Genomic DNA, 19102 nt, shown 5'->3' with positions numbered 1-19102 from the left:
CGGAATTTTCATTGTCTCGCGCGATAAAACCCTTAGATTTCGTGGTATGAAACAGCTTTCACCCCTCCGAAAACTTCTGATGCAACCGCTCTTGGGCCTTGTTCTTGCATCGTTATTTGCATTCTCCGGCGCGCAGGCGGCGGATCGTGACCGGGTTGTCGCGTTCCTTGAAACAACTGGTTTTGACGTGGCGCTGGACAGTATTGCACTCTCGGCTGAGATGGCACCGGGTATGCTGGGTGTTGATGCCGGTGATTTTGGCGCAGCCTGGGTAGAGCTGTCGCAGGATGTCTTTGACCGCAGGGAAATGCGCGAGATCGCCCTTGGCATTCTGGAGGAAACGCTTGAGGAGGACGCGCTGTCCCATGCGGCGGAGTTCTACGCCAGCCCATTGGGCGCACGTCTGGTGAAAGCGGAGAACGCCTCTCACATGGTGGAGGATGACGAAACCAAGCAGCAGGCGGGCATGCGCATTATCTCCGATCTGGTGGCGGACGGCAGTGATCGCCCGCATCTGTTTCAGCGCATGGGGCTGGCGCTGGATTCCGATGGCACCGGGGTGAAGGCGGTGCAGGAGATCCAGTTCCGCTTCCTGATGGCTGCCAGCGCGGCTGGGGTGATTGACCTGCAGCTCGATGCAGATGGGCTGCGTGCATTGATGAAGGAGCAGCAGGCGTCGACGCGGATGGCGATGCAGGCGGCCAATCTGGCAGCCAATGCCTATACCTATCAGGGGTTCAGCGACGCAGAACTGGAGCAATATATCGCCGCGCTGGAGCATCCGTTGATGCAGCGGGTCTATGAGCTGCTGAATGCGGTTACATTCGAGATCACCGCCAACCGCTTTGAACTTCTGGCCTATCGTCTGAAGGGGCTTGAACCGGCGCAGGATCTGTAAGGGGCAATCCGCGCCCGAAGTGTGAAACATCCGTGCAAAACACGGCGCGACACTGGCCACTGGCGTAGGGGGCAGCGCAGGGTTGACACGCTGCTCAATTCGCCGCATAAGCCCGCATCCCGGCCCGGATTCCCTGTGCCGGGGTTTATTTGTCATACGCCCCCAGGGGGCGCGCTGTTCGAGGTGGCCCACTGGCCGAAACACCGACCGTATTGCAGGATACATCCGGGACCGTAGGACGCGGGTAGAAAAGGAAAGACGCATATGTTTGCGGTCCTCAAAACCGGCGGCAAGCAGTACAAAGTTCAGGCCGGCGATATGCTGCGCGTGGAAAAATTGGCTGCTGATGCTGGCGAAACAATCCAGTTCAACGACATTCTGATGCTCGGTGGTGATGCACCGGTTGTGGGTGCGCCCTTTGTGGATGGTGCTGCGGTTCAGGCCGAAGTCATCGACCAGATCAAAGGCGAGAAGGTCATTCACTTTGTGAAGCGCCGTCGTAAGCACTCCTCCAAGCGCACCAAGGGCCACCGTCAGAAGCTGACCCTGGTCAAGATCACTGAGATCCTGGCCTCCGGCGCTGACAAGTCCGGCGTGAAAGCTGCCAGCGGCCAGGGCTCTGCTCCTGCTGCCAAAGCTGCGCCTGCTGCCAAGAAAGCCGCTCCGGCTGCATCGGGCGACGACCTGACTGCGCTGACCGGTGTTGGTCCGGCTGCTGCCAAGAAACTGGAAGAAGCCGGTCTGACCAGCTTTGCCCAGATCGCGGCCTTGTCGGATGCTGACATTGCTGCTATCGACGCGGTCAAAGTGAAACCCGAATGGGTTGAGCAGGCCAAAGAATTGGCTAAAGGCTAAGGAGATAGACAATGGCACATAAGAAAGCTGGTGGTTCCTCACGTAACGGCCGCGACTCAGCCGGTCGCCGCCTTGGCGTGAAACTCTACGGTGGTCAGTCGGCCATCTCTGGCAACATCATCGTTCGTCAGCGCGGCACCAAGTTCTGGCCGGGTGAAGGCGTAGGTCTGGGCAAAGATCACACAATCTTTGCGACCACCGACGGTGCTGTGACCTTCCACAAGGGCCTCAAGGGCCGCACCTTTATTTCGGTTCTGCCAGTGGCGGAGGCCGCTGAATAAGCCGAACCTGAAAGGTGAGACACAATCAGGGGATCGGCGACACCGCCGGTCCCTTTTTATTTTCCCGGGGGCGCAAACCCTAACCAGTTCTAAACGGCTTTGCTGTATGGCAGAGCGCGTCAGTTTGTTAAGGCCCACTAGGTTTACCCGGCCAGATGGTCGGTTTTGTATTCTTCGAGAGGAGCGAGGGCATGAGTTTGGATCATAAAAGAGCAGAACAGCCTGTGATCGATGCGGGACGTTTTGTCCTGCGCCCGCTGCGTAAATCCGACGAGGGGCTGATTGCCCATTACGTGAGCGACGAACGTGTCGCCCGCATGACCACCGCCATTCCGCACCCGCTGCCGCCCGGCGCGATCGAGGCATTTGTTGCCCGCGCCACCGACGAAGAGCGCGAAGAAGATGTCTGGGCCATCGACGGCACCGCAGATGGTGGCGAAGAACTGAAAGGTATCATCAGCCTCAAGCGGCTTGACCGTGACCAGAGCGAGGTCGGCTATTGGATCGCGCCGGTGTTCTGGAACAATGGTCTGGCCTCCGAGGCGCTGCGGGCTCTGGTCGAGACCAATCCGCAAGGGTGCAGCGCGATGTTTGCCAGCGCTTTTCAGGACAACCCCGCCTCGGCGCGTGTCCTGACCCATTGTGGCTTTGAATATCTCGGTGACGCCGAAACATTCTCGGTCGCCCGCGATGCGACGGTGCCAACCTGGACCTACAGCAGAAAACTGTGATTGGCGCGCCGCGCGCTTTGCGTTAAGTCGGGGCAACAGCCCCCGACAGCGGCGGCACGACCCATCTTCCCTCCGCCTGTGGCGGCAGGTCATCAGCAAGGAGCTGACATGAAATTCCTCGATCTGGCCAAAGTCTACATTCGCTCCGGCGCGGGCGGGAACGGCTGCGTCAGCTTTCGCCGTGAAAAATTTATGGAATATGGCGGCCCCGACGGCGGCGACGGCGGCCGTGGCGGGTCAGTCTGGGTCGAGGTGACCGAGGGGCTGAATACGCTGATTGATTTCCGCTATCAGCAGCACTTTTTTGCCAAGAACGGCCAATCCGGCATGGGGCGCCAGCGCACCGGCAAGGATGGCGATGATATCGTGCTGCGCGTGCCGGTTGGCACGGAGATCATGGATGAGGATCAGGAAACCGTTCTTGCGGATCTGACGGAGGTCGGTGAGCGTTTTCTCCTGGCCAAGGGCGGCAATGGCGGCTTTGGCAACCTGCATTTCAAAAGCGCGACAAATCAGGCGCCGCGCCGGGCCAACTCCGGTCAGGACGGGATTGAGCGGACCATCTGGCTGAGGCTGAAACTGATCGCGGACGTCGGCCTGTTGGGCCTGCCCAACGCCGGCAAATCAACCTTTCTCTCGGCGACATCCAACGCCCGGCCAAAAATCGCTGACTACCCGTTTACCACGCTGCATCCGAATCTCGGCGTTGTTGGCATCGACGGGGTTGAGTTCGTTGTGGCCGATATCCCCGGTCTGATCGCAGGCGCACATGAGGGGCGCGGGATCGGTGACCGCTTCCTTGGCCATGTTGAGCGCTGTGCCGTTTTGCTGCATTTGGTGGATGGGACATCGGAAACCGTGGCGGAGGACTACCAGACCATCATCAATGAGCTGGAGGCCTATGGCGGCGAGCTGGCGGACAAGCCGCGCATCACTGCGCTGAACAAGGTCGACTCCCTTGATGATGAGGAACGCGCGGAGGCCAAAGCCGAGCTGGAAGCCGCCGTCGGCGGTCCCGTCTTCATGATGTCCGGCGTCAGTCGGGAGGGTCTGAACGAGGTGCTGCGTGCCATGCGTACGCAGATCGACGAAGATCGTCTGCGCCAGAAACCTCAGGGGGAGCAGGGCACGTGGCAACCCTGACCGACGCCCGGCGTATTGTCGTCAAGATCGGGTCCGCCTTGCTGGTGGACCGGAACAGCGGCGCATTGCGGGCGGATTGGTTGCGGGCCTTGGCAGAGGATGTTGCCTGGCTGAAATCCATGGGCAAGGACGTGATCCTTGTATCCTCGGGATCCATCGCCCTGGGGCGTCGCGTGCTCGATCTTGCCGCGCGGGAGCTGCCGCTGGAGCAATCGCAGGCGGCAGCGGCGGTCGGCCAGATCCGTCTCGCGCGCGCCTATGAGGAGGCGCTTGCCCCGCATGAGATTACCACCGGGCAGGTGTTGGTGACACTCGAAGACAGCATCGATCGCCGTCGCTACCTGAATTCTCGTGCGACGCTGGAGACGTTGATCGGCCTTGGCGTGGTGCCCATCGTCAATGAAAACGACACCATTGCCACCGATGAGATCCGCTATGGCGACAACGATCGACTGGCGGCGCAGGTTGCGGTGACCGTCGGAGCTGATGCGCTGATCCTGCTGTCGGACGTTGACGGTTTTTACAGCGCCAATCCGGTGCTGGACCCGACTGCGCAGCGTTATGACCGGATTGATCACATCACAGCCGAGATCGAGGCGATGGCCGGGGACGGCGTCTCTGGCCTCTCCAAGGGCGGGATGATCACCAAATTGCTGGCCGCCAAGATGGCGACAGCGGCTGGCTGCGCCATGGCAATCACTGAAGGGTCGCGACACAACCCTCTGAAATTGCTGGAAGACGGTGCGCCGTCCACGTGGTTCTCGGCACAGGGTGATCCGCAGGTGGCGCGTAAACGCTGGATTGCAGCGATGAAAACCCGTGGCGTGATCACCATCGACGAAGGCGCCGCACGGGCGCTAGGTCGCGGCAAGAGCCTGCTGCCCGCGGGCATCCGACATATCGAAGGAGACTTCGGCCGCGGCGATCCGCTGGCCATCCTTGGCCCAGACGGGCGAAAACTGGGGCAGGGGCTCAGCCGGTACACGGCTGAGGAAGCTGCCGCCATTCAGGGACGCCAGTCGGCCGAGATTGAAGCGATCCTTGGGTATGCGGGGCGCGCGGCCGTCATCCACCGCGATGATATGGCGCTGTAACCGTGATTTATGTTAGGGCTGACCCCGCCTGACCACCAGATGTGTCAAAGTGGGTCCACAAAAGGTTTCCAGTGATGAATGAGACGCAAGATATTGCTGCGCTGATGGCTGACATCGGCAAACGTGCAAAGCAAGCCGCCGCAAAACTGGCTGTTGCCAGTGCCGAATGCAAAACCGCCGCGCTGAATGCCGCTGCTGATGCGGTTTGGGACAAGCGGGCAGAGATATTGTCCGCCAATGCCAAGGATCTCGATTTCGGCCGCACCAAGGGGCTTTCGCCTGCGATGATGGACCGGCTGGCGCTGGATGAAGACCGGATTGCCGGAATTGTCTCCGGTCTGCGGGCGGTCGCAGCGCAGGCCGATCCGGTGGGAGAAGTGCTGGCGGAATGGTCGCAACCCTCTGGGCTTCAGATCCAGCGTGTTCGCACACCGCTTGGCGTGATCGGTGTCATCTACGAAAGCCGCCCGAATGTCACCGCCGATGCCGGCGCGCTCTGCCTGAAGTCGGGGAATGCGGTGATCCTGCGCGGTGGCTCGGAAAGTTTTCACTCGAGCCAGGCCATCCACGCCTGCCTTGTTGCGGGTCTGCGCAGCGCCGATCTGCCGGAGGATGCGGTCCAGCTGGTCCCGACGCGCGACCGTGCAGCGGTGCAGGAGCTGCTGACGATGACCGATACGGTCGATGTGATTGTTCCGCGTGGTGGCAAGGGGTTGGTCGGTCTTGTCCAGCGCGAGGCCCGGGTGCCGGTCTTTGCGCATTTGGAGGGGATCGTGCATATTTACCTCGACAAGGCTGCAGATCCGCAAAAGGCGCTGGAGATCGTGCTGAATGCCAAGACGCGCCGCACTGGCATCTGTGGCGCTGCGGAATGCTTGCTCATCCACCGGGATATCGCGGATACGATTGGGCGCGACGTGCTGACCGCGCTGGCCGCCGCCGGTGTGGAAATCCGCGCCGAGGCTGGTCTGCCGGGCCCGGATGGCATGACAGAGGCAACCGAAGCCGATTGGGGCTGCGAATATCTGGATGCGATCATTGCCGCCAGACAGGTCCAGGATCTGGACGCGGCCATCGCCCATATCCGCGCGCATCATTCGCAGCACACCGATTGTATCATCACCGAGGATGACGGCGCCGTTGCGCAGTTCTTTGCTGAGCTGGACAGCGCGATCCTGATGCACAATGCCTCAACCCAGTTTGCGGATGGTGGTGAATTTGGCATGGGGGCCGAGATCGGTATTGCAACCGGGAAGATGCACGCGCGCGGCCCCGTGGGCGCGGCGCAGCTGACCAGCTTCAAATATCTGGTGCGCGGGAACGGTGCGGTCCGCAGCTGACAGCACCAACCCATCTGACATAAAAAAAGCGCTGCAAGTGATTGCAGCGCTTTTATATTTCGGTCGCCTGATGCGGGTTAGAAGTGGATCGTCACCCGCTCCAATGTCTGTTCCACGCGCACGGTGCGCCCCAGATCCTTCGCCGCTTCGGGCAGCATGGCGAATTGGACCAGCGCCGGGGTCACTGTTGCCGAAGAGGTGCCGCCGCTGACCCGCGCCCACAGATCATCGTCGATATTCAGCTTGCTGCCTTCGCCGATGACGGTCCATTTGCCATCCGCGCAGAGGATCTTGACCGTGCCGCCATAGGGTAGGCCGGTTTCGAGGCACAAAGCGGCAAGAAAGGCGAGACGCACCTCGGTCCTGCTCGAGGCCTCCTGCGGCGCCCATTGATATTTCAGCCGCCCGCCCTTGCCGATGTCTTCCAGGACCGACACCACTTCGGCGCGGCTGATCTGCTGTTCGCTGGCTGCGCCAAAGGCAATCCGGAAGAACCGGATACGGGCATTGGCATTGGCCACGCTGTCGGAGATCAGCTCCAGCTCGGGGCCGGACATATCCCCAGACATTCCAAGCAGTTCGAGCCCGTTATTGATCGCGCCGATCGGGCTGATCAGGTCATGACAGATACGCGACCCTATCAAAGCCGCGAGATTAGCGTTATCTACTGACATATCTTTCCTCCGAAGTGGGCCATCACGCATGAACGACCTCAACGCTATACTTGCCCCTGGCATGTTCGTGACCCACCCCAACCACCCGGAATGGGGGACGGGGCAGGTCCAGTCCAACGCCGCCGGCAAGATCACCGTTAACTTTCCCGATCAGGGCAAGGTGGTGTTCAACAGCGCGCAGGTGGCCCTTATTCCAGTCTTTGATCCGTCATAAGCGTTGATGAACGGTTAACGCCTGTTCACCAATTTGAACGAAACTTGCACATGCCGTGCCTTATAGGCTAGCTGCACGCAAGGCAAACCATTGATGAGCAAGCTCATGGGCGGCAGTTCTCCTGCATTTCAGGTCAAACTGGCACAGACATCGGCGGATTTACGCGCGGCGCAGGCGCTCAGATACGACGTTTTTGTCAGTGAGCTTGGCGGGGGCGGCGCGCTGGTGGATCACGAGGCAGGGCTGGAGCAGGATCGTTTCGATGCGTTTTTCGACCATCTGTTGCTCTGGGACCAGACGCGCGATGCGGTGGTTGGCGTCTACCGGGTGCTGCGTGGCGATCAGGCGCTTTTGGCCGGGCAATTCTATTCCGAGGATGAATATGACCTCTCTAAACTGAGAGCTTCGGGTCGTAAGCTTTTGGAATTGGGGCGTTCCTGCCTGCACCCGGATTATCGGGGCGGAACCGCGATGTTTCACCTTTGGTCCGCGCTGTCAGCCTATGTGGCCGAGCATGAGATCGAGGTGCTGTTTGGTGTTGCCAGTTTTCATGGGACGGAGGTTGCGCCGCTGGCCAATGCGCTGTCATCGCTGCACCACAACCATCTCGCGCCGGAAGATCTGCGGCCGGTTTCGCGCAGCTACCAATCCATGGACCTGATCCCGGCAGGCGATCTGGACCGTCGCCGCGCCATGCTGGACACGCCGGCGCTGATCAAGGCCTACCTGCGGCTTGGCGGCTGCGTGGGCGATGGCGCCTATATCGACCATGATTTCAACACCACCGATATCTGTCTTGTGCTGGACACGGCGCGCATGAACGCGCGTCAGCGACGGATCTACGAGGCAGGGCGCAGCGAGCCATGACCACCTGGGAGGGAGAGGACGCGCCGCCTCCGATCAAGATCAGCGCCATTGGATGGGTGTTGATCCTCGGTCGCGGCCTATGTCTGGGCACGCTGGTCTTTGGCGGCTTGCTGGTGCTGCTGCTGGTGCGCCTGATCGAACGGCCGCTTTGTGGTCTCAGCCGGCCGGTGACGCCGTTCATCACGCAATGTGTCTGCCGCAATGCCTTTCGTATTCTGGGCATCGGGTTCCGCACCGAAGGTTCATTGATGACGCAACGCGGCGCAGTGGTCGCCAACCATACGTCATGGCTGGATATTTTTGCTCTGAACGCCCGCAAGCGGATCTATTTCGTCTCCAAGGCGGAGGTTGCCTCATGGCCGGGTATTGGCTGGCTGGCACGGGCCACGGGCACGGTGTTCATCAAACGCGACGCAAGGGAAGCGCGCCAACAGACGGCATTGTTCCAGCAGCGCCTGCTGCTGGGGCACAAGCTGCTGTTCTTTCCCGAAGGGACATCGACCGACGGGCTGCGTGTGCTGCCGTTCAAGACAACGCTTTTTGCGGCGTTCTTTCACCCCGAGCTGCGCGATATGATCTCGATCCAGCCGGTTTCGGTGGTGTTCTACCCGCCAAATGGAGAGGATCCGCGGTTTTATGGTTGGTGGGGAGACATGGATTTCGGCTCACATCTGCTGAAAACAATGGCGTCGCTGCGTCAGGGCGAGGTGGTGCTGCACTATCATACTCCGCTGCGGGTGTCCGATTTCGCCGATCGCAAGGCCCTTGCGACCGCCTGCGAAGCCGAGGTCAGCGCCGGACATACCGCGCTTTGGCAGCGCGTTGGGCAGGGCGCGCGCTGAAATGGCCGGGGCAGGGCGCGGATATATCTTTTGCCCTTGCGCATCCTTCAGCGCTGGCATATACGCGCGCCATTCAATCCGCAGGTGGGGATTGGCCTGACCGGGGGAGACATCCCTGGCAGACCGCCGGTTGGAGCATCCGCTCTGAGACCCCCGCCGAGGCACGAAACCGGAAAAGGATAAAGATACATGGCTCTTCCCGAGTTCTCCATGCGTCAGCTGCTTGAGGCAGGCGTACACTTTGGTCACCAAACCCAGCGCTGGAACCCGCGCATGTCGCCCTTCATCTATGGCGCACGCAACGGCATCCACATTCTGGACCTGACCCAGACCGTTCCCATGCTGGACGCAGCGCTGAACGCTGTCCGCGACACCGTCGCCAAGGGCGGCCGGATCCTGTTCGTCGGCACCAAGCGTCAGGCGGCTCAGCCGATCGCAGACGCAGCTGAGAAATCCGCTCAGTACTTCATGAACCACCGCTGGCTCGGTGGCACGCTGACCAACTGGAAAACCGTTTCCCAGTCGATCAACCGCCTGAAGGAAATCGACGAGAAAATGGCGTCCGGCGCCGAAGGCCTGACCAAGAAAGAGCGTCTGGGTATGGAGCGTGACCAGCTGAAGCTGGAAGCCTCGCTCGGTGGTATCCGCGAGATGGGTGGCGTTCCTGACCTGCTGTTCGTCATCGACGTGAAAAAAGAAGCGCTGGCCATCGCCGAAGCCAACAAGCTGGGTATCCCGGTTGTGGCCATCGTCGACACCAACTGCTCGCCCGATGGTGTTGACTACATCATCCCCGGCAACGACGACGCGGCCCGCGCCATCGCGCTCTACTGCGATCTGGTTGCCCGCGCTGCTCTGGACGGCATGTCCGCACAGCTCGGCGCCGCAGGCGTTGATCTTGGCGCCCTGGAAGAGGCACCGGCAGAAGAAGCCGTTGCTGAAGACGCCGCCGCTGACGCCTGATCCGTCCTGTCACGGAGTTGACATGCGGGGCAGGCTATCACCTGCCCCATATCCGTTTTTGAATTGAGGAGAGCCTAAGATGGCAATTACTGCATCCATGGTTAAGGAACTGCGCGACAGCACCGGCGCAGGCATGATGGACGCCAAGAAGGCGCTGACCGAAACCAATGGCGACATGGAAGCCGCCGTTGACTGGCTGCGCACCAAGGGTCTGGCAAAAGCGGCCAAGAAATCCGGCCGTACCGCCGCAGAAGGCCTGGTCGCCGTGGTCGTCGAAGGCAACAAAGGTGTTGCCGTCGAAGTGAACTCGGAAACCGACTTTGTCGGCAAAAACGCCGAGTTCCAGGAAATGGTGTCCGGCATTGCCAAGACCGCAGTGAACGCAGCCGATGTCGACGCGCTGCTGGCAGCGGACATGGGCGGCAAAACCGTTGCCGAAACCCTGACCGACAAGATCGCCACCATCGGTGAGAACATGGCCGTGCGCCGTATGGCCTCCCTCGAAGGTGAAACCGTTGTTTCCTATGTGCACAACGCTGCGACCGCAGGCATGGGCAAGATCGGCGTATTGGTTGCCATGAACGGCGGCGACGAAGCAATCGGCAAGCAGGTTGCGATGCACATCGCAGCTGTGAACCCCGCCGCGCTGAGCGAAGCGGAGCTGGACGCCTCTGTTGTTGAGAAAGAAAAGCAGGTCCAGATGGACATCGCCCGCGAATCCGGCAAGCCGGAGCAGGTGATCGAGAAGATGATCGTCGGCCGCATGAAGAAATTCGTGGCAGAATCGACCCTGCTGAACCAGCAGTTCGTTGTGAACCCTGACCTGACCGTTGAAGAAGCGGCCAAGGAAGCAGGCGCCACCATCACCGGTTTCGTGCGTCTGGAAGTCGGCGAAGGCATCGAAGTCGAAAAAGAAGACTTCGCAGCTGAGGTTGCCAAGGCAGCCCAGGGCTAAGCCCGACGCGGGCTAACGCCCGACCGTAAGACAATTAAAGGCCGACGAACGCGTTTCGTCGGCCTTTTCCTTTGCGACAATGCAATGTGAGAGGCGCGGCGATCAGGGGCAGGGCGCGTCAGCAGCGCCCAGATGGCAAAGCCCATGGCACATATCATATTGGCAGTCATACCGTCGGAAGAGGGTGAGGGGCCTGTCGCGCGCCCATGTCAGGAAAGACATCGAATGGCCGCAACAAGCCCCTCAGAATATCCCGGCGCTGGCGCGGAACAATACGCGCAGCTACCGGACAGGTTAGAGAGCCTTGCAATCCCAAGGGTCATGCCCTGCGCCGTCCCAGGCCAAAGCCCCACTCACGGAACATGGTAAGTGTGCCTGTAGTTCGCCTATTGGGGAAGTAATGAATTCCATACCCAATTGCAGATAGATTGCGAAAATTGGAAGAAACTCTCTGAATATCAGCTGTAATATCCAAGATATATTATAGGGATTATCAGTTCTCCATAATATACATCTGGTTGTGAAGTGCCGCTTTGAGTACCGCATGGGCTGTTGTCTCAACGGCCAGTGCCTCGCGTGCCAGGCGCAGGTGTTTTTCGACGGTCGCAGGCGTCAGCCCCATAAGAACCGCTATATCCTGAGTGGTCTTGCCGTCACCAACCCATTCCAACGCTTCTCTCTGGCGTTTTGTCAGGCTGCGGTTTGGGGGGTCATAAGGCATCGTGAGGATCTTCAGATGCGCGACATTGTTCATCAGAACGATATCATGCCCATGCGTTGCCCAGATCTCATCGACCTCATCCTGGCTGAGGGTTTCCTCCGCCGCCAAAGATATCGCGCCCTTGAACCGCTGAGAGGCCGAATAGAAGCTGACGGTGTAGCCCGCCTTTACCCCCATAGCCGTATTGAAATCGATCACTTTCTGCGCCTGTGGTGTCAGGCATTGATTTGCCATCTGCTCCTGCACCATGCGCCAGCTGCCGGCCCCTTCGTTGTTCAGCGCCCATTGCAACATCGGCGCGTCGAAATAGAGGCCGGAGTTTACGAAGCCTTTCACGTATTCGGTGCAGTGATTGGACAGGATCACGAAATCTTCGGGGTCACCGAGCGAGGTTTTGGTCTTGTGACGCGTATAGCCGTAGATAAGCCGGTCAAAACGAAAGGCCTGCATCTGTTTGACGTGTTCCAGCCAAAGCTCCTCAAGCGTCCGCGCCCCGCATAGAAAGTCTATGTAGGCACGCAGCTTCATCCCGGTTTTTCCTGATTCAAATGGCTGTTGAGCGCATCAAGTGCCATCAGATAGCCCTGTGACCCAAATCCGCAGATCTGTCCAAGCGCGGCGCGCGCGATATAGGAGCGATGGCGAAATTCCTCGCGTGCATGGATGTTTGACAGGTGAACTTCAACCACCGGCAGGGCGATGGAAAAAATCGCATCCATCAGCGCGATGGAGGTATGGGTATAGGCGCCTGCATTGAGGATGATCCCGGCGTAGCTGCCGCGGGCCCCGTGCAGCGCATCAAGCAGTGCGCCTTCGTGATTGGACTGCTCGCACGTCACCGAAAGCCCAAGTGACGCGCCATGGTCGATGCAGCGTTGTTCAACCATCGCCAGCGTTTCATGCCCGTAAACCTCAGGCTGGCGCGTTCCCAACAGGTTCAGGTTGGGGCCGTTCAAAACCAGGATGTTGTGCATGTCGATATCCAATAACTCTGTGATGTCCCGATTGCCCGTCTTCCGCCCAATAGAGGACATTTGCCGTGGTGCGGGCTCGCCGGGATGGTCGCCAGTCTCCAGCCCTGCCGGCGCGTCGTTGGCTGGCCCAAGTGACAGGCGCAGGATCGGTTGGCCGGCCCGTCAGCGCTGCGGTTGCTCCGCCGTAATTCGCTCATATTGATATATATTTTAGAATAATATGCAAGCGAGCTATCGCTAACGTTGTCTTCTAGACGAGCAGTGTCAATCTGGCGTGTTTGTCAGGATGATCTTGCCCAGAACGCTTCTGTTTTGCATTTCTGTCAGGGCAGCAGCGGCTTCGGTCATCGGATACTGCGCGTGGATGCGCGGTCGAATGTCACCTTTGCAATAGAGCTCAAACAACTCACCGACATTGGTGCGATGCTGCTCTGGCGCCCGCTGAACGGCGGCGCCCCAGAATACGCCGACGATCTGGCATCCTTTCAGGAGCGGCAGGTTCATCGGCATTTTCGCGATGCCGGCGGCAAAACCGACAACCAGATAGCGGCCCTGCCAGGCCATCGCGCGAAGCGCCGGTTCGGCATAGGGGCCGCCGACCGCATCATAGACCACATCGATCCCGGTTTTCCCCGCCATCGCCTTGAGGTTCTTTCCAAAGGCAATCTGGTCCTCCTTGTCGGGCGCATGGCCGTAGATCACCGTCGCATCCGCGCCGATCTCCTCGCAGAAGGCCGCCTTCTCGGCGGAGGACACCGCAGCGATGACACGCGCCCCTGCGGCCTTGGCGAGTTCGATTGCGGCAGAGCCAACCCCGCCAGCGGCGCCCAGCACCAGCACGGTCTCTCCCGGTTGCAGCTGGGCCCGTTCTTTCAACGCGTGATGAGATGTGCCGTAGGTAAAGACAAAACCAGCCGCATCGAGATAGGGCATCTGATCGGGAATCTTGATGGCGCTGGCGGCAGGGACGCAGATATGGGTGGCAAACCCGCCATATCCCGTCAGCGCCAGAACCCGGTCGCCGATGTTCAGATTATCGACGTCCTTGCCAAGGGCGATAACCTCGCCCGCGATTTCACCGCCCGGTGCAAAGGGACGCGGTGGTTTGATCTGATAGAGATCCTGTATCATCAGAGTATCAGGATAGTTCACGCTGGCGGCATGGATCGCCACAAGCACATCCCTGGGGCCGGGGACGGGATCGTCCTGTGCGCTCCACTGCAGGGTTTCGGGGCCGCCTGGAGCGGTGGAGAGCATCGCATGCATGAGTGATTATCCTGTCATGGTGGCCGAACCCTGGCCGGTGTGACGTCAAGTCTTCTGTGCAGATCTTGCGTTGTCAATGAATTTGCGAAATGCAATTCTGCTCTGCAAACGATCTGTTTTCCAACCGGAAAGCGGCCTGAATTCTGCTGGATAAGGGGCTGGAAATGAAGAAAAATTACCTCACCCAGGGTGGGCAGCCTATGCCCAAAGCCCTGCAGGGGCTTGGGCTGCCGTTGATTGGCGCGCCGCTGTTCATCATATCCGTACCCGACCTCGTCATTGCCCAATGCAAGGCCGGAATCGTTGGATCCTTCCCGGCGCTGAACGCGCGTGAGGCTGAGGGCGAGCCGCCGCTTCTGCAAGCCTGGTTGAAACAGATCACCGAGGCGCTGGACCGCCATAACCAGGACAACCCGGATCATCCGGCGGCACCCTTTGCGGTCAATCAGATTGTTCACCGGTCAAATACCAGGCTGGAGCGTGATCTTGAGATCTGTCATCGCTGGAAGGTGCCGCTGTGGATCACATCACTGGGGGCGCGACCGGAGGTGAATGAGGTGGCTCACGATTGCGGCGGCATCGTGCTGCATGATGTGATCAACAATCGCTTTGCCCATAAGGCCATCGAGAAGGGCGCAGATGGTCTGATCGCGGTTGCCGCCGGGGCAGGCGGCCATGCCGGGCAGCTGTCGCCGCTGGCGCTGATCAGCGAAATCCGCAGCTGGTTTCACGGCCCCCTTGCGCTGTCGGGAGCAATCGCCAATGGCCGCTCTCTGCTGGCGGCCCGGGCGCTGGGGGCCGATTTCGGCTATGCCGGGTCACCTTTTATCGCCACTGAGGAAGCCAATGCGCAGCAGGCGTACAAGCAGATGATCGTCGACAGCAGTGCCGATGATATCGTCTATTCCTCATTGTTTACAGGTGTTTCTGGTAACTACCTGCGTGGTTCCATTCAAAAGGCGGGGCTTGATCCCGACAATCTGGCCAGCGCCGATGCGACGGCGATGAATTTCGCCGGTGGGTCATCCAAGCCCAAGGCCTGGAAGGAGATCTGGGGATCCGGTCAAGGTATCGGGGCGGTCACAGAGGTGCAGCCGGTCGCCACATTGGTTGCGGAGATCGCCGCCGATTACGAGGCCGCGGGCAGAGCGCTGGCGGCAGAGTTTACCACAATCGGAGACGTATAATGGGACGCGGCAGTTCAAACGGCAAAGACCGCAGCGGCTCTGATCGTGAACAAGGCGCAGCGGCGCTGGATTTGCGCGCTATCGAGCATTACATGCGCGGACGGCTGCCGGGCTTTGACGGGCCGATCACAGCCCGCAAATTCCAGAACGGCCAGTCCAATCCCACCTATCTGGTGTCGACCGATGTGGGGCAATATGTGCTGCGGCGTAAACCACCCGGTGTGCTGCTGAAATCTGCCCATGCGGTCGAGCGTGAGTTTCGTGTTCAGACCGCCTTGCGCAACACCGAAGTGCCGGTCGCCATGATGCATCATCTCTGCGAGGATGATAGCGTCATCGGATCGTCTTTTTACTTGATGGAACATGTGGTTGGGCGGAATTTCTCAGATCCGTCACTGCCGGATCTGTCGCCGACCGAGCGTGGCGCGGTGATGGATGAAATGAGCCGCGTTCTGGCGGCGCTACACGGGGTTGATGTCACCGCTGTCGGTCTGTCCGACTACGGGCCCGAGGGCAATTACTTCACGCGTCAGCTGGCGCGGTGGAGCAAGCAGTATCGCGCCAGCGAGGTTGAAACCATTACCGAAATGGATGATCTGATCGCCGCGCTGGATGCGCAGATGCCTGCGGATGATGGGCAGCGCGGATTGGTGCACGGTGATTACCGCATCGACAATATGATCTTTGCTGCAGAGGGAACCAACTGTCGTGCGGTGCTCGACTGGGAGCTGTCGACGATCGGCCACCCCTATGCAGATCTCGCCGGGGTCATCATGCAGTGGCAGATGCCACCGGGCCGCGAGGGGCGCGGACTGGCCGGGCTTGACCGGCGCGAGCTTGGTCTGCCATCAGATAAATCCTTTATTGCAAGCTATTGTAAACGCAGAGATTTGCCCGGAGTTGATAACTTTGGCTATTATCTCTCCTTCAGCTTCTTTCGGATGGCTGCGATCCTGCAGGGTGTGCGCAAAAGAGGGCTTGATGGCAATGCGTCAAACCCCGAACATGCAGCGCGACTGGGCGCATTTGTGCCGGAGTTTGCGCGCGCCGGGCTCGCCGCGTTGACGCGTAGTTTTGACTAGGCCAAGCGGCCAAGGGGACAGGGCATGGACAGCAACCACACAGCGTCAGCGGATGCGGAGAAAGACCGCAATTTTGTCACCGCCTTGGCGCGGGGGCTGGATGTGCTGCGTGCGTTTCGGCGCAATGAGCTGGAGCTGACCAACACTGATCTGGCCGACCGCACAGGCCTGCCAAAGCCGACCGTATCGCGGCTGACCTATACCCTGTGCCAATTGGGCTACCTCGTGCAGGATCCGCAGTCGGGGACGTATCGGTTGGGGGCAGGGGTTCTGCGTCTGGGTTATGGCGTGCTGGCGGGAATGGATATCAGCGACCGTGCCTCGCAAATCCTGCGGGATCTGAGGAATGGAGAAAATTCCTATATTACCAGCGCATTAGGCGAAGCACATCATGCTGACGTCATCTATATCGCGGTGCATCGCTCGCGCGAGGATGTCTCGCTTGCGGCACATGTCGGGATGCGTCTGCCGTTGTTTTTCTCGGCCGTTGGCCGCGCCATTCTGGCCGGCATGTCACCCGATCAGCGGACGGAGAGCCTGAAGATCGCCGACGCGCTTGACCCTGAGGGAAAACAGGCGCGGCAGGATTGTCTGGGTCGCGCGCAGGAGGAATATGCGGCACGGGGCTTTTGCACCGGCTATGGCGATTGGCGCGAGGATGTGAACGGTATCGCGGTGCCGGTTGTCTCGCTGAACGGGACACGGGTCTACGGGCTGAATGTCGGTGGACCGTCTTTTCACGTAAGCCGTGCCGTTCTGGAACAGCGCTACGCCGATCAGCTGATTTCTGCTGCCGAAACCTTAAGTATGCGCCCCTAGCGGTAACCCTTTGCCAAAGCGGGGGCGATATAGCTTTATGCGTGGTTTTACGTAGGTCAAAATACTCGACCTCAGTCGGCAAACCACGCATGATATCGCAAACAGCTGGCAGCAGATCGCCAGCCCAAAGGGAAGAGGCAGAGATGACACAGAGCGACTGGTTGTTCCGGCAGTCACATGGGGACGGGGTTGTCGAACTCAAACTATCACGGGCCCCGGTCAATGCGTTGTCGCCCGAATTTCTGATGGATTTTGCCAATGTAATCAAAGAATTCGGAGAGGACCCTTCCGTCCGTGCGATCCTGTTGACCAGCGCGTTCAAGGTGTTCTCGGCAGGCCTCGATCTGAAAGCCGCGAAGGATTTCGATCTCGCAGGTCAGCGGGCTGCCGTGGATGGGCTGAACGAGGCGTTCCTCGCGCTTTACGCCTGTCCCAAGCCGGTGGTTGCGGCTGTTAATGGTGCGGCGATTGCCGGTGGATTGTTCTTTGTCCTTTGCAGTGATGTGCGTGTAGCCCTGGTTAAATCCAAGTTTGGTCTTGCAGAAGTGCAGGCCGGGGTGGATTTTCCCGTGGCGCCGCTGGAGATCGCCCGGGCAACCCTCAGCCCCAATATTCAGCGGCGTTTGATGCTGACCGGGCAGACCATTGGGCCAATCGCAGCCCGCAACTTTGATATCGTTGATATCATTGCCGATGATGCCGAAGATCTGCTCGGATACGCACTGAAGGAAGCACGGACACTGGCGGACTTGCCCGCCGGAACCTACGGCGCGATCAAGCAGCAGCTCCGAGGCGAGACGATCGCCAGGATCAAGGCGGCGATGGCAGTGGAATCGGATGATACGCCGTGGTTTACCAGTGAAACCGTGCCAGCGATGACCAGGCTCATCGGCTGAACCTTACCGATATCTGACGACAGGAGCCCCCATGGATGCCGCGCGGCTAGAAAACATCAGAAGATGGCAGCATCGCTATGTCGATCACCGCAAATATGCCGGCAGTTCGCTGCTGATCAACCGCGGCGGCGAAGAATGCTATTTCTACGCGGTTGGTCATCGCAATATCGCCGAAGGTCTGCCATTCACCCGCGATACGGTGACACGGATCTATTCGATGACGAAACCGGTCACCTCGCTTGCATTGATGCTGCTGCTGGAACGCGGCCTGTTACATCTGGATGCGCCGGTGTCGGAATTTCTTCCTGAATTCATTGATATGCACTGTCTTATTGAGGGCGCGACCGATATTGACCAGACACAGCCCTGCCGCGCGCCCACGCTGCATGAGCTGCTGACCCATACCAGCGGATTGAGCTACCCGTTCAATCCGGGCTTGCTGGCAGAAGAAATGTCGAAAACAGATCTGATGTTCAAACCGGATCAGGGGCTTCTTGCGACGAAGGTCACGGAACTGGCCTCGCTCCCGCTTGCTTTTGAACCCGGAAAACGCTGGGAATACTCGGTTGGCATTGACGTGATTGGCCGGGTGATTGAGGTTGTAACCGGTGACAGCCTTGCGGCGTTCCTCAAGCGTGAGATATTTGACCCGCTTGGCATGGATCAAACCGCATTTCACACCTTAGCGGAAGCCGGTAACCGTCTGGCTTCATTATATTCTCCGCTGAGTGGCGATGCCATGGGTTTGAATGGTGCAGAGCAGGGAGACGAAAGCCTGCGGCTGATTGATTGCTACGTCGATACGCCGTTTGACCGGGCCGAGATGCACTCGGGCGGCGGCGGCCTGCTCAGTACGATTGACGACTATATGCGCTTTGCGGAGTTGATCCGGTTGCGTGGGCGGTTGGGGAAACACCATCTGATCAGTCCACAAATTGTTGATTTCATGTGTCAAAACCACCTTCCAGGCGATATTGCGTCGATGGGACCGCAGAGCTTTGCGGAACAGCCGATGGAGGGGATGGGCTTTGGTCTGGGCGGCGCTGTTGTGCTTGATCCGGCGCGGGCGCGATGTCCGGGATCGGTGGGCGATTTCAGCTGGGGCGGTATGGCGTCGACGTTCTTCTGGGTTGACCCGCTGCTGGATATGAGTGTCGTGTTTTTTACTCAGCTGGCACCATCCAGCTCCTATCCGGCACGCGCGGAGCTAAAGGCGCTGGTTCACGGAGCGATAACGGGCTAATCCTGCCTGTCGGCCACGCCATGAGGGCAGGGTGACGCACAGCCGATGACCCGCGCA

The 19102-nt window shown here is 59.6% G+C and carries 21 protein-coding genes; 17 read left to right on the top strand and 4 right to left on the bottom strand.

Translation table 11 applies throughout. From position 1 onward, the window contains the following. The first annotated feature begins 79 nt into the window (after positions 1–79). The 7 genes from VWZ87_RS06030 (at position 80) to VWZ87_RS06000 (ending at position 6342) form a co-directional block, all read left to right on the top strand. Entirely contained in the window at positions 80–898 is an 819-nt protein-coding gene (locus tag VWZ87_RS06030) for a DUF2059 domain-containing protein (protein WP_416534945.1), read from the top strand. A 264-nt stretch (positions 899–1162) separates the two neighbouring features. Next, positions 1163–1753 (top strand): 50S ribosomal protein L21, encoded by a 591-nt coding sequence (locus VWZ87_RS06025; protein WP_340545554.1) that lies wholly within the window; start codon positions 1163–1165, stop codon positions 1751–1753. An 11-nt stretch (positions 1754–1764) separates the two neighbouring features. Continuing rightward, on the top strand, positions 1765–2034 hold the full coding sequence (gene rpmA, locus VWZ87_RS06020) for a 50S ribosomal protein L27 (protein WP_340545555.1): 270 nt from the start codon (positions 1765–1767) through the stop codon (positions 2032–2034). A 191-nt stretch (positions 2035–2225) separates the two neighbouring features. Continuing rightward, positions 2226–2765, top strand: coding sequence for a GNAT family N-acetyltransferase (locus VWZ87_RS06015; RefSeq protein WP_340545556.1), 540 nt, complete (start codon positions 2226–2228; stop codon positions 2763–2765). A gap of 108 nt (positions 2766–2873) precedes the next feature. After that, entirely contained in the window at positions 2874–3908 is a 1035-nt protein-coding gene (obgE, locus tag VWZ87_RS06010; RefSeq protein ID WP_340545557.1) for a GTPase ObgE, read from the top strand. Then, positions 3896–5002: a glutamate 5-kinase gene (gene proB, locus VWZ87_RS06005; protein WP_416534944.1), complete on the top strand. Its 1107-nt coding sequence runs from the start codon at positions 3896–3898 to the stop codon at positions 5000–5002. Before obgE ends, proB begins: the two co-directional genes overlap by 13 nt. 74 nt (positions 5003–5076) lie before the next feature. Continuing rightward, on the top strand, positions 5077–6342 hold the full coding sequence (locus VWZ87_RS06000; protein WP_340545559.1) for a glutamate-5-semialdehyde dehydrogenase: 1266 nt from the start codon (positions 5077–5079) through the stop codon (positions 6340–6342). A gap of 77 nt (positions 6343–6419) precedes the next feature. On the opposite strand, the gene VWZ87_RS05995 is transcribed toward VWZ87_RS06000, so the two are convergent. Then, entirely contained in the window at positions 6420–7016 is a 597-nt protein-coding gene (locus VWZ87_RS05995; protein WP_340545560.1) for a histidine phosphotransferase family protein, read from the bottom strand. Between the two features lie 28 nt (positions 7017–7044). On the opposite strand from VWZ87_RS05995, the gene VWZ87_RS05990 reads away from it, so the two are divergent. The 5 genes from VWZ87_RS05990 to tsf all read left to right on the top strand — a co-directional run bounded on the left by VWZ87_RS05990 (position 7045) and on the right by tsf (position 10857). Then, positions 7045–7230, top strand: coding sequence for a DUF3553 domain-containing protein (locus VWZ87_RS05990; RefSeq protein WP_061049281.1), 186 nt, complete (start codon positions 7045–7047; stop codon positions 7228–7230). A 105-nt stretch (positions 7231–7335) separates the two neighbouring features. Then, positions 7336–8097, top strand: a complete 762-nt coding sequence (locus VWZ87_RS05985; protein WP_340546318.1) for a GNAT family N-acetyltransferase — start codon at positions 7336–7338, stop codon at positions 8095–8097. Beyond that, positions 8094–8939 (top strand): lysophospholipid acyltransferase family protein, encoded by an 846-nt coding sequence (locus VWZ87_RS05980; RefSeq protein ID WP_416534943.1) that lies wholly within the window; start codon positions 8094–8096, stop codon positions 8937–8939. Before VWZ87_RS05985 ends, VWZ87_RS05980 begins: the two co-directional genes overlap by 4 nt. A gap of 189 nt (positions 8940–9128) precedes the next feature. After that, positions 9129–9902, top strand: coding sequence for a 30S ribosomal protein S2 (rpsB, locus tag VWZ87_RS05975; RefSeq protein ID WP_340545562.1), 774 nt, complete (start codon positions 9129–9131; stop codon positions 9900–9902). A gap of 79 nt (positions 9903–9981) precedes the next feature. After that, positions 9982–10857, top strand: a complete 876-nt coding sequence (gene tsf, locus VWZ87_RS05970; RefSeq protein WP_416534942.1) for a translation elongation factor Ts — start codon at positions 9982–9984, stop codon at positions 10855–10857. 493 nt (positions 10858–11350) lie between these two features. Here the strand turns inward: tsf and VWZ87_RS05965 are convergent, their stop codons facing one another. The 3 genes from VWZ87_RS05965 to VWZ87_RS05955 form a co-directional block, all read right to left on the bottom strand. Then, positions 11351–12106 (bottom strand): helix-turn-helix transcriptional regulator, encoded by a 756-nt coding sequence (locus tag VWZ87_RS05965; RefSeq protein WP_416534941.1) that lies wholly within the window; start codon positions 12104–12106, stop codon positions 11351–11353. Then, a complete protein-coding gene (aroQ, locus tag VWZ87_RS05960; RefSeq protein ID WP_340545565.1) occupies positions 12103–12552 on the bottom strand; it encodes a type II 3-dehydroquinate dehydratase in 450 nt (149 codons plus the stop codon). Before aroQ ends, VWZ87_RS05965 begins: the two co-directional genes overlap by 4 nt. 264 nt (positions 12553–12816) lie before the next feature. Further along, a complete protein-coding gene (locus VWZ87_RS05955; protein WP_416534940.1) occupies positions 12817–13818 on the bottom strand; it encodes an NADPH:quinone oxidoreductase family protein in 1002 nt (333 codons plus the stop codon). A 164-nt stretch (positions 13819–13982) separates the two neighbouring features. On the opposite strand from VWZ87_RS05955, the gene VWZ87_RS05950 reads away from it, so the two are divergent. From VWZ87_RS05950 to VWZ87_RS05930, 5 genes are all read left to right on the top strand, one after another. Beyond that, a complete protein-coding gene (locus tag VWZ87_RS05950; protein WP_340545567.1) occupies positions 13983–15005 on the top strand; it encodes an NAD(P)H-dependent flavin oxidoreductase in 1023 nt (340 codons plus the stop codon). A 92-nt stretch (positions 15006–15097) separates the two neighbouring features. Further along, the gene (locus VWZ87_RS05945) at positions 15098–16087 is read left to right on the top strand and encodes a phosphotransferase family protein (RefSeq protein ID WP_416534974.1); all 990 of its coding nucleotides are present in this window, start codon (positions 15098–15100) and stop codon (positions 16085–16087) included. A 24-nt stretch (positions 16088–16111) separates the two neighbouring features. After that, positions 16112–16906: an IclR family transcriptional regulator gene (locus VWZ87_RS05940; protein WP_340545568.1), complete on the top strand. Its 795-nt coding sequence runs from the start codon at positions 16112–16114 to the stop codon at positions 16904–16906. A 143-nt stretch (positions 16907–17049) separates the two neighbouring features. Beyond that, complete coding sequence (locus VWZ87_RS05935) at positions 17050–17802, top strand: enoyl-CoA hydratase/isomerase family protein (protein WP_416534939.1); 753 nt, start codon at positions 17050–17052, stop codon at positions 17800–17802. A gap of 31 nt (positions 17803–17833) precedes the next feature. Next, the gene (locus VWZ87_RS05930; RefSeq protein ID WP_416534938.1) at positions 17834–19045 is read left to right on the top strand and encodes a serine hydrolase domain-containing protein; all 1212 of its coding nucleotides are present in this window, start codon (positions 17834–17836) and stop codon (positions 19043–19045) included. Positions 19046–19102 lie beyond the last annotated feature (57 nt).

It is taken from the genome of Phaeobacter sp. JH20_37, assembly GCF_048056015.1.
GTDB lineage: Bacteria > Pseudomonadota > Alphaproteobacteria > Rhodobacterales > Rhodobacteraceae > Phaeobacter > Phaeobacter bryozoorum.
The sequence above is the reverse complement of the archived record's forward strand: the minus strand, read 5'-3'. Positions and strand labels throughout refer to the sequence as shown.

What these genes read in the sequence shown, in the direction of transcription:
- VWZ87_RS06030 (WP_416534945.1), top strand. Translation starts at nt 80, where the DNA reads ATGCAACCGCTCTTGGGCCTTGTTCTTGCATCGTTATTTGCATTCTCC.
- VWZ87_RS06025 (WP_340545554.1), top strand. Translation starts at nt 1,163, where the DNA reads ATGTTTGCGGTCCTCAAAACCGGCGGCAAGCAGTACAAAGTTCAGGCC.
- rpmA (WP_340545555.1), top strand. Translation starts at nt 1,765, where the DNA reads ATGGCACATAAGAAAGCTGGTGGTTCCTCACGTAACGGCCGCGACTCA.
- VWZ87_RS06015 (WP_340545556.1), top strand. Translation starts at nt 2,226, where the DNA reads ATGAGTTTGGATCATAAAAGAGCAGAACAGCCTGTGATCGATGCGGGA.
- obgE (WP_340545557.1), top strand. Translation starts at nt 2,874, where the DNA reads ATGAAATTCCTCGATCTGGCCAAAGTCTACATTCGCTCCGGCGCGGGC.
- VWZ87_RS06000 (WP_340545559.1), top strand. Translation starts at nt 5,077, where the DNA reads ATGAATGAGACGCAAGATATTGCTGCGCTGATGGCTGACATCGGCAAA.
- VWZ87_RS05995 (WP_340545560.1), bottom strand. Translation starts at nt 7,016, where the DNA reads ATGTCAGTAGATAACGCTAATCTCGCGGCTTTGATAGGGTCGCGTATC.
- VWZ87_RS05990 (WP_061049281.1), top strand. Translation starts at nt 7,045, where the DNA reads ATGAACGACCTCAACGCTATACTTGCCCCTGGCATGTTCGTGACCCAC.
- VWZ87_RS05985 (WP_340546318.1), top strand. Translation starts at nt 7,336, where the DNA reads ATGGGCGGCAGTTCTCCTGCATTTCAGGTCAAACTGGCACAGACATCG.
- VWZ87_RS05980 (WP_416534943.1), top strand. Translation starts at nt 8,094, where the DNA reads ATGACCACCTGGGAGGGAGAGGACGCGCCGCCTCCGATCAAGATCAGC.
- rpsB (WP_340545562.1), top strand. Translation starts at nt 9,129, where the DNA reads ATGGCTCTTCCCGAGTTCTCCATGCGTCAGCTGCTTGAGGCAGGCGTA.
- tsf (WP_416534942.1), top strand. Translation starts at nt 9,982, where the DNA reads ATGGCAATTACTGCATCCATGGTTAAGGAACTGCGCGACAGCACCGGC.
- VWZ87_RS05965 (WP_416534941.1), bottom strand. Translation starts at nt 12,106, where the DNA reads ATGAAGCTGCGTGCCTACATAGACTTTCTATGCGGGGCGCGGACGCTT.
- aroQ (WP_340545565.1), bottom strand. Translation starts at nt 12,552, where the DNA reads ATGCACAACATCCTGGTTTTGAACGGCCCCAACCTGAACCTGTTGGGA.
- VWZ87_RS05955 (WP_416534940.1), bottom strand. Translation starts at nt 13,818, where the DNA reads ATGCATGCGATGCTCTCCACCGCTCCAGGCGGCCCCGAAACCCTGCAG.
- VWZ87_RS05950 (WP_340545567.1), top strand. Translation starts at nt 13,983, where the DNA reads ATGAAGAAAAATTACCTCACCCAGGGTGGGCAGCCTATGCCCAAAGCC.
- VWZ87_RS05945 (WP_416534974.1), top strand. Translation starts at nt 15,098, where the DNA reads ATGCGCGGACGGCTGCCGGGCTTTGACGGGCCGATCACAGCCCGCAAA.
- VWZ87_RS05940 (WP_340545568.1), top strand. Translation starts at nt 16,112, where the DNA reads ATGGACAGCAACCACACAGCGTCAGCGGATGCGGAGAAAGACCGCAAT.
- VWZ87_RS05935 (WP_416534939.1), top strand. Translation starts at nt 17,050, where the DNA reads ATGACACAGAGCGACTGGTTGTTCCGGCAGTCACATGGGGACGGGGTT.
- VWZ87_RS05930 (WP_416534938.1), top strand. Translation starts at nt 17,834, where the DNA reads ATGGATGCCGCGCGGCTAGAAAACATCAGAAGATGGCAGCATCGCTAT.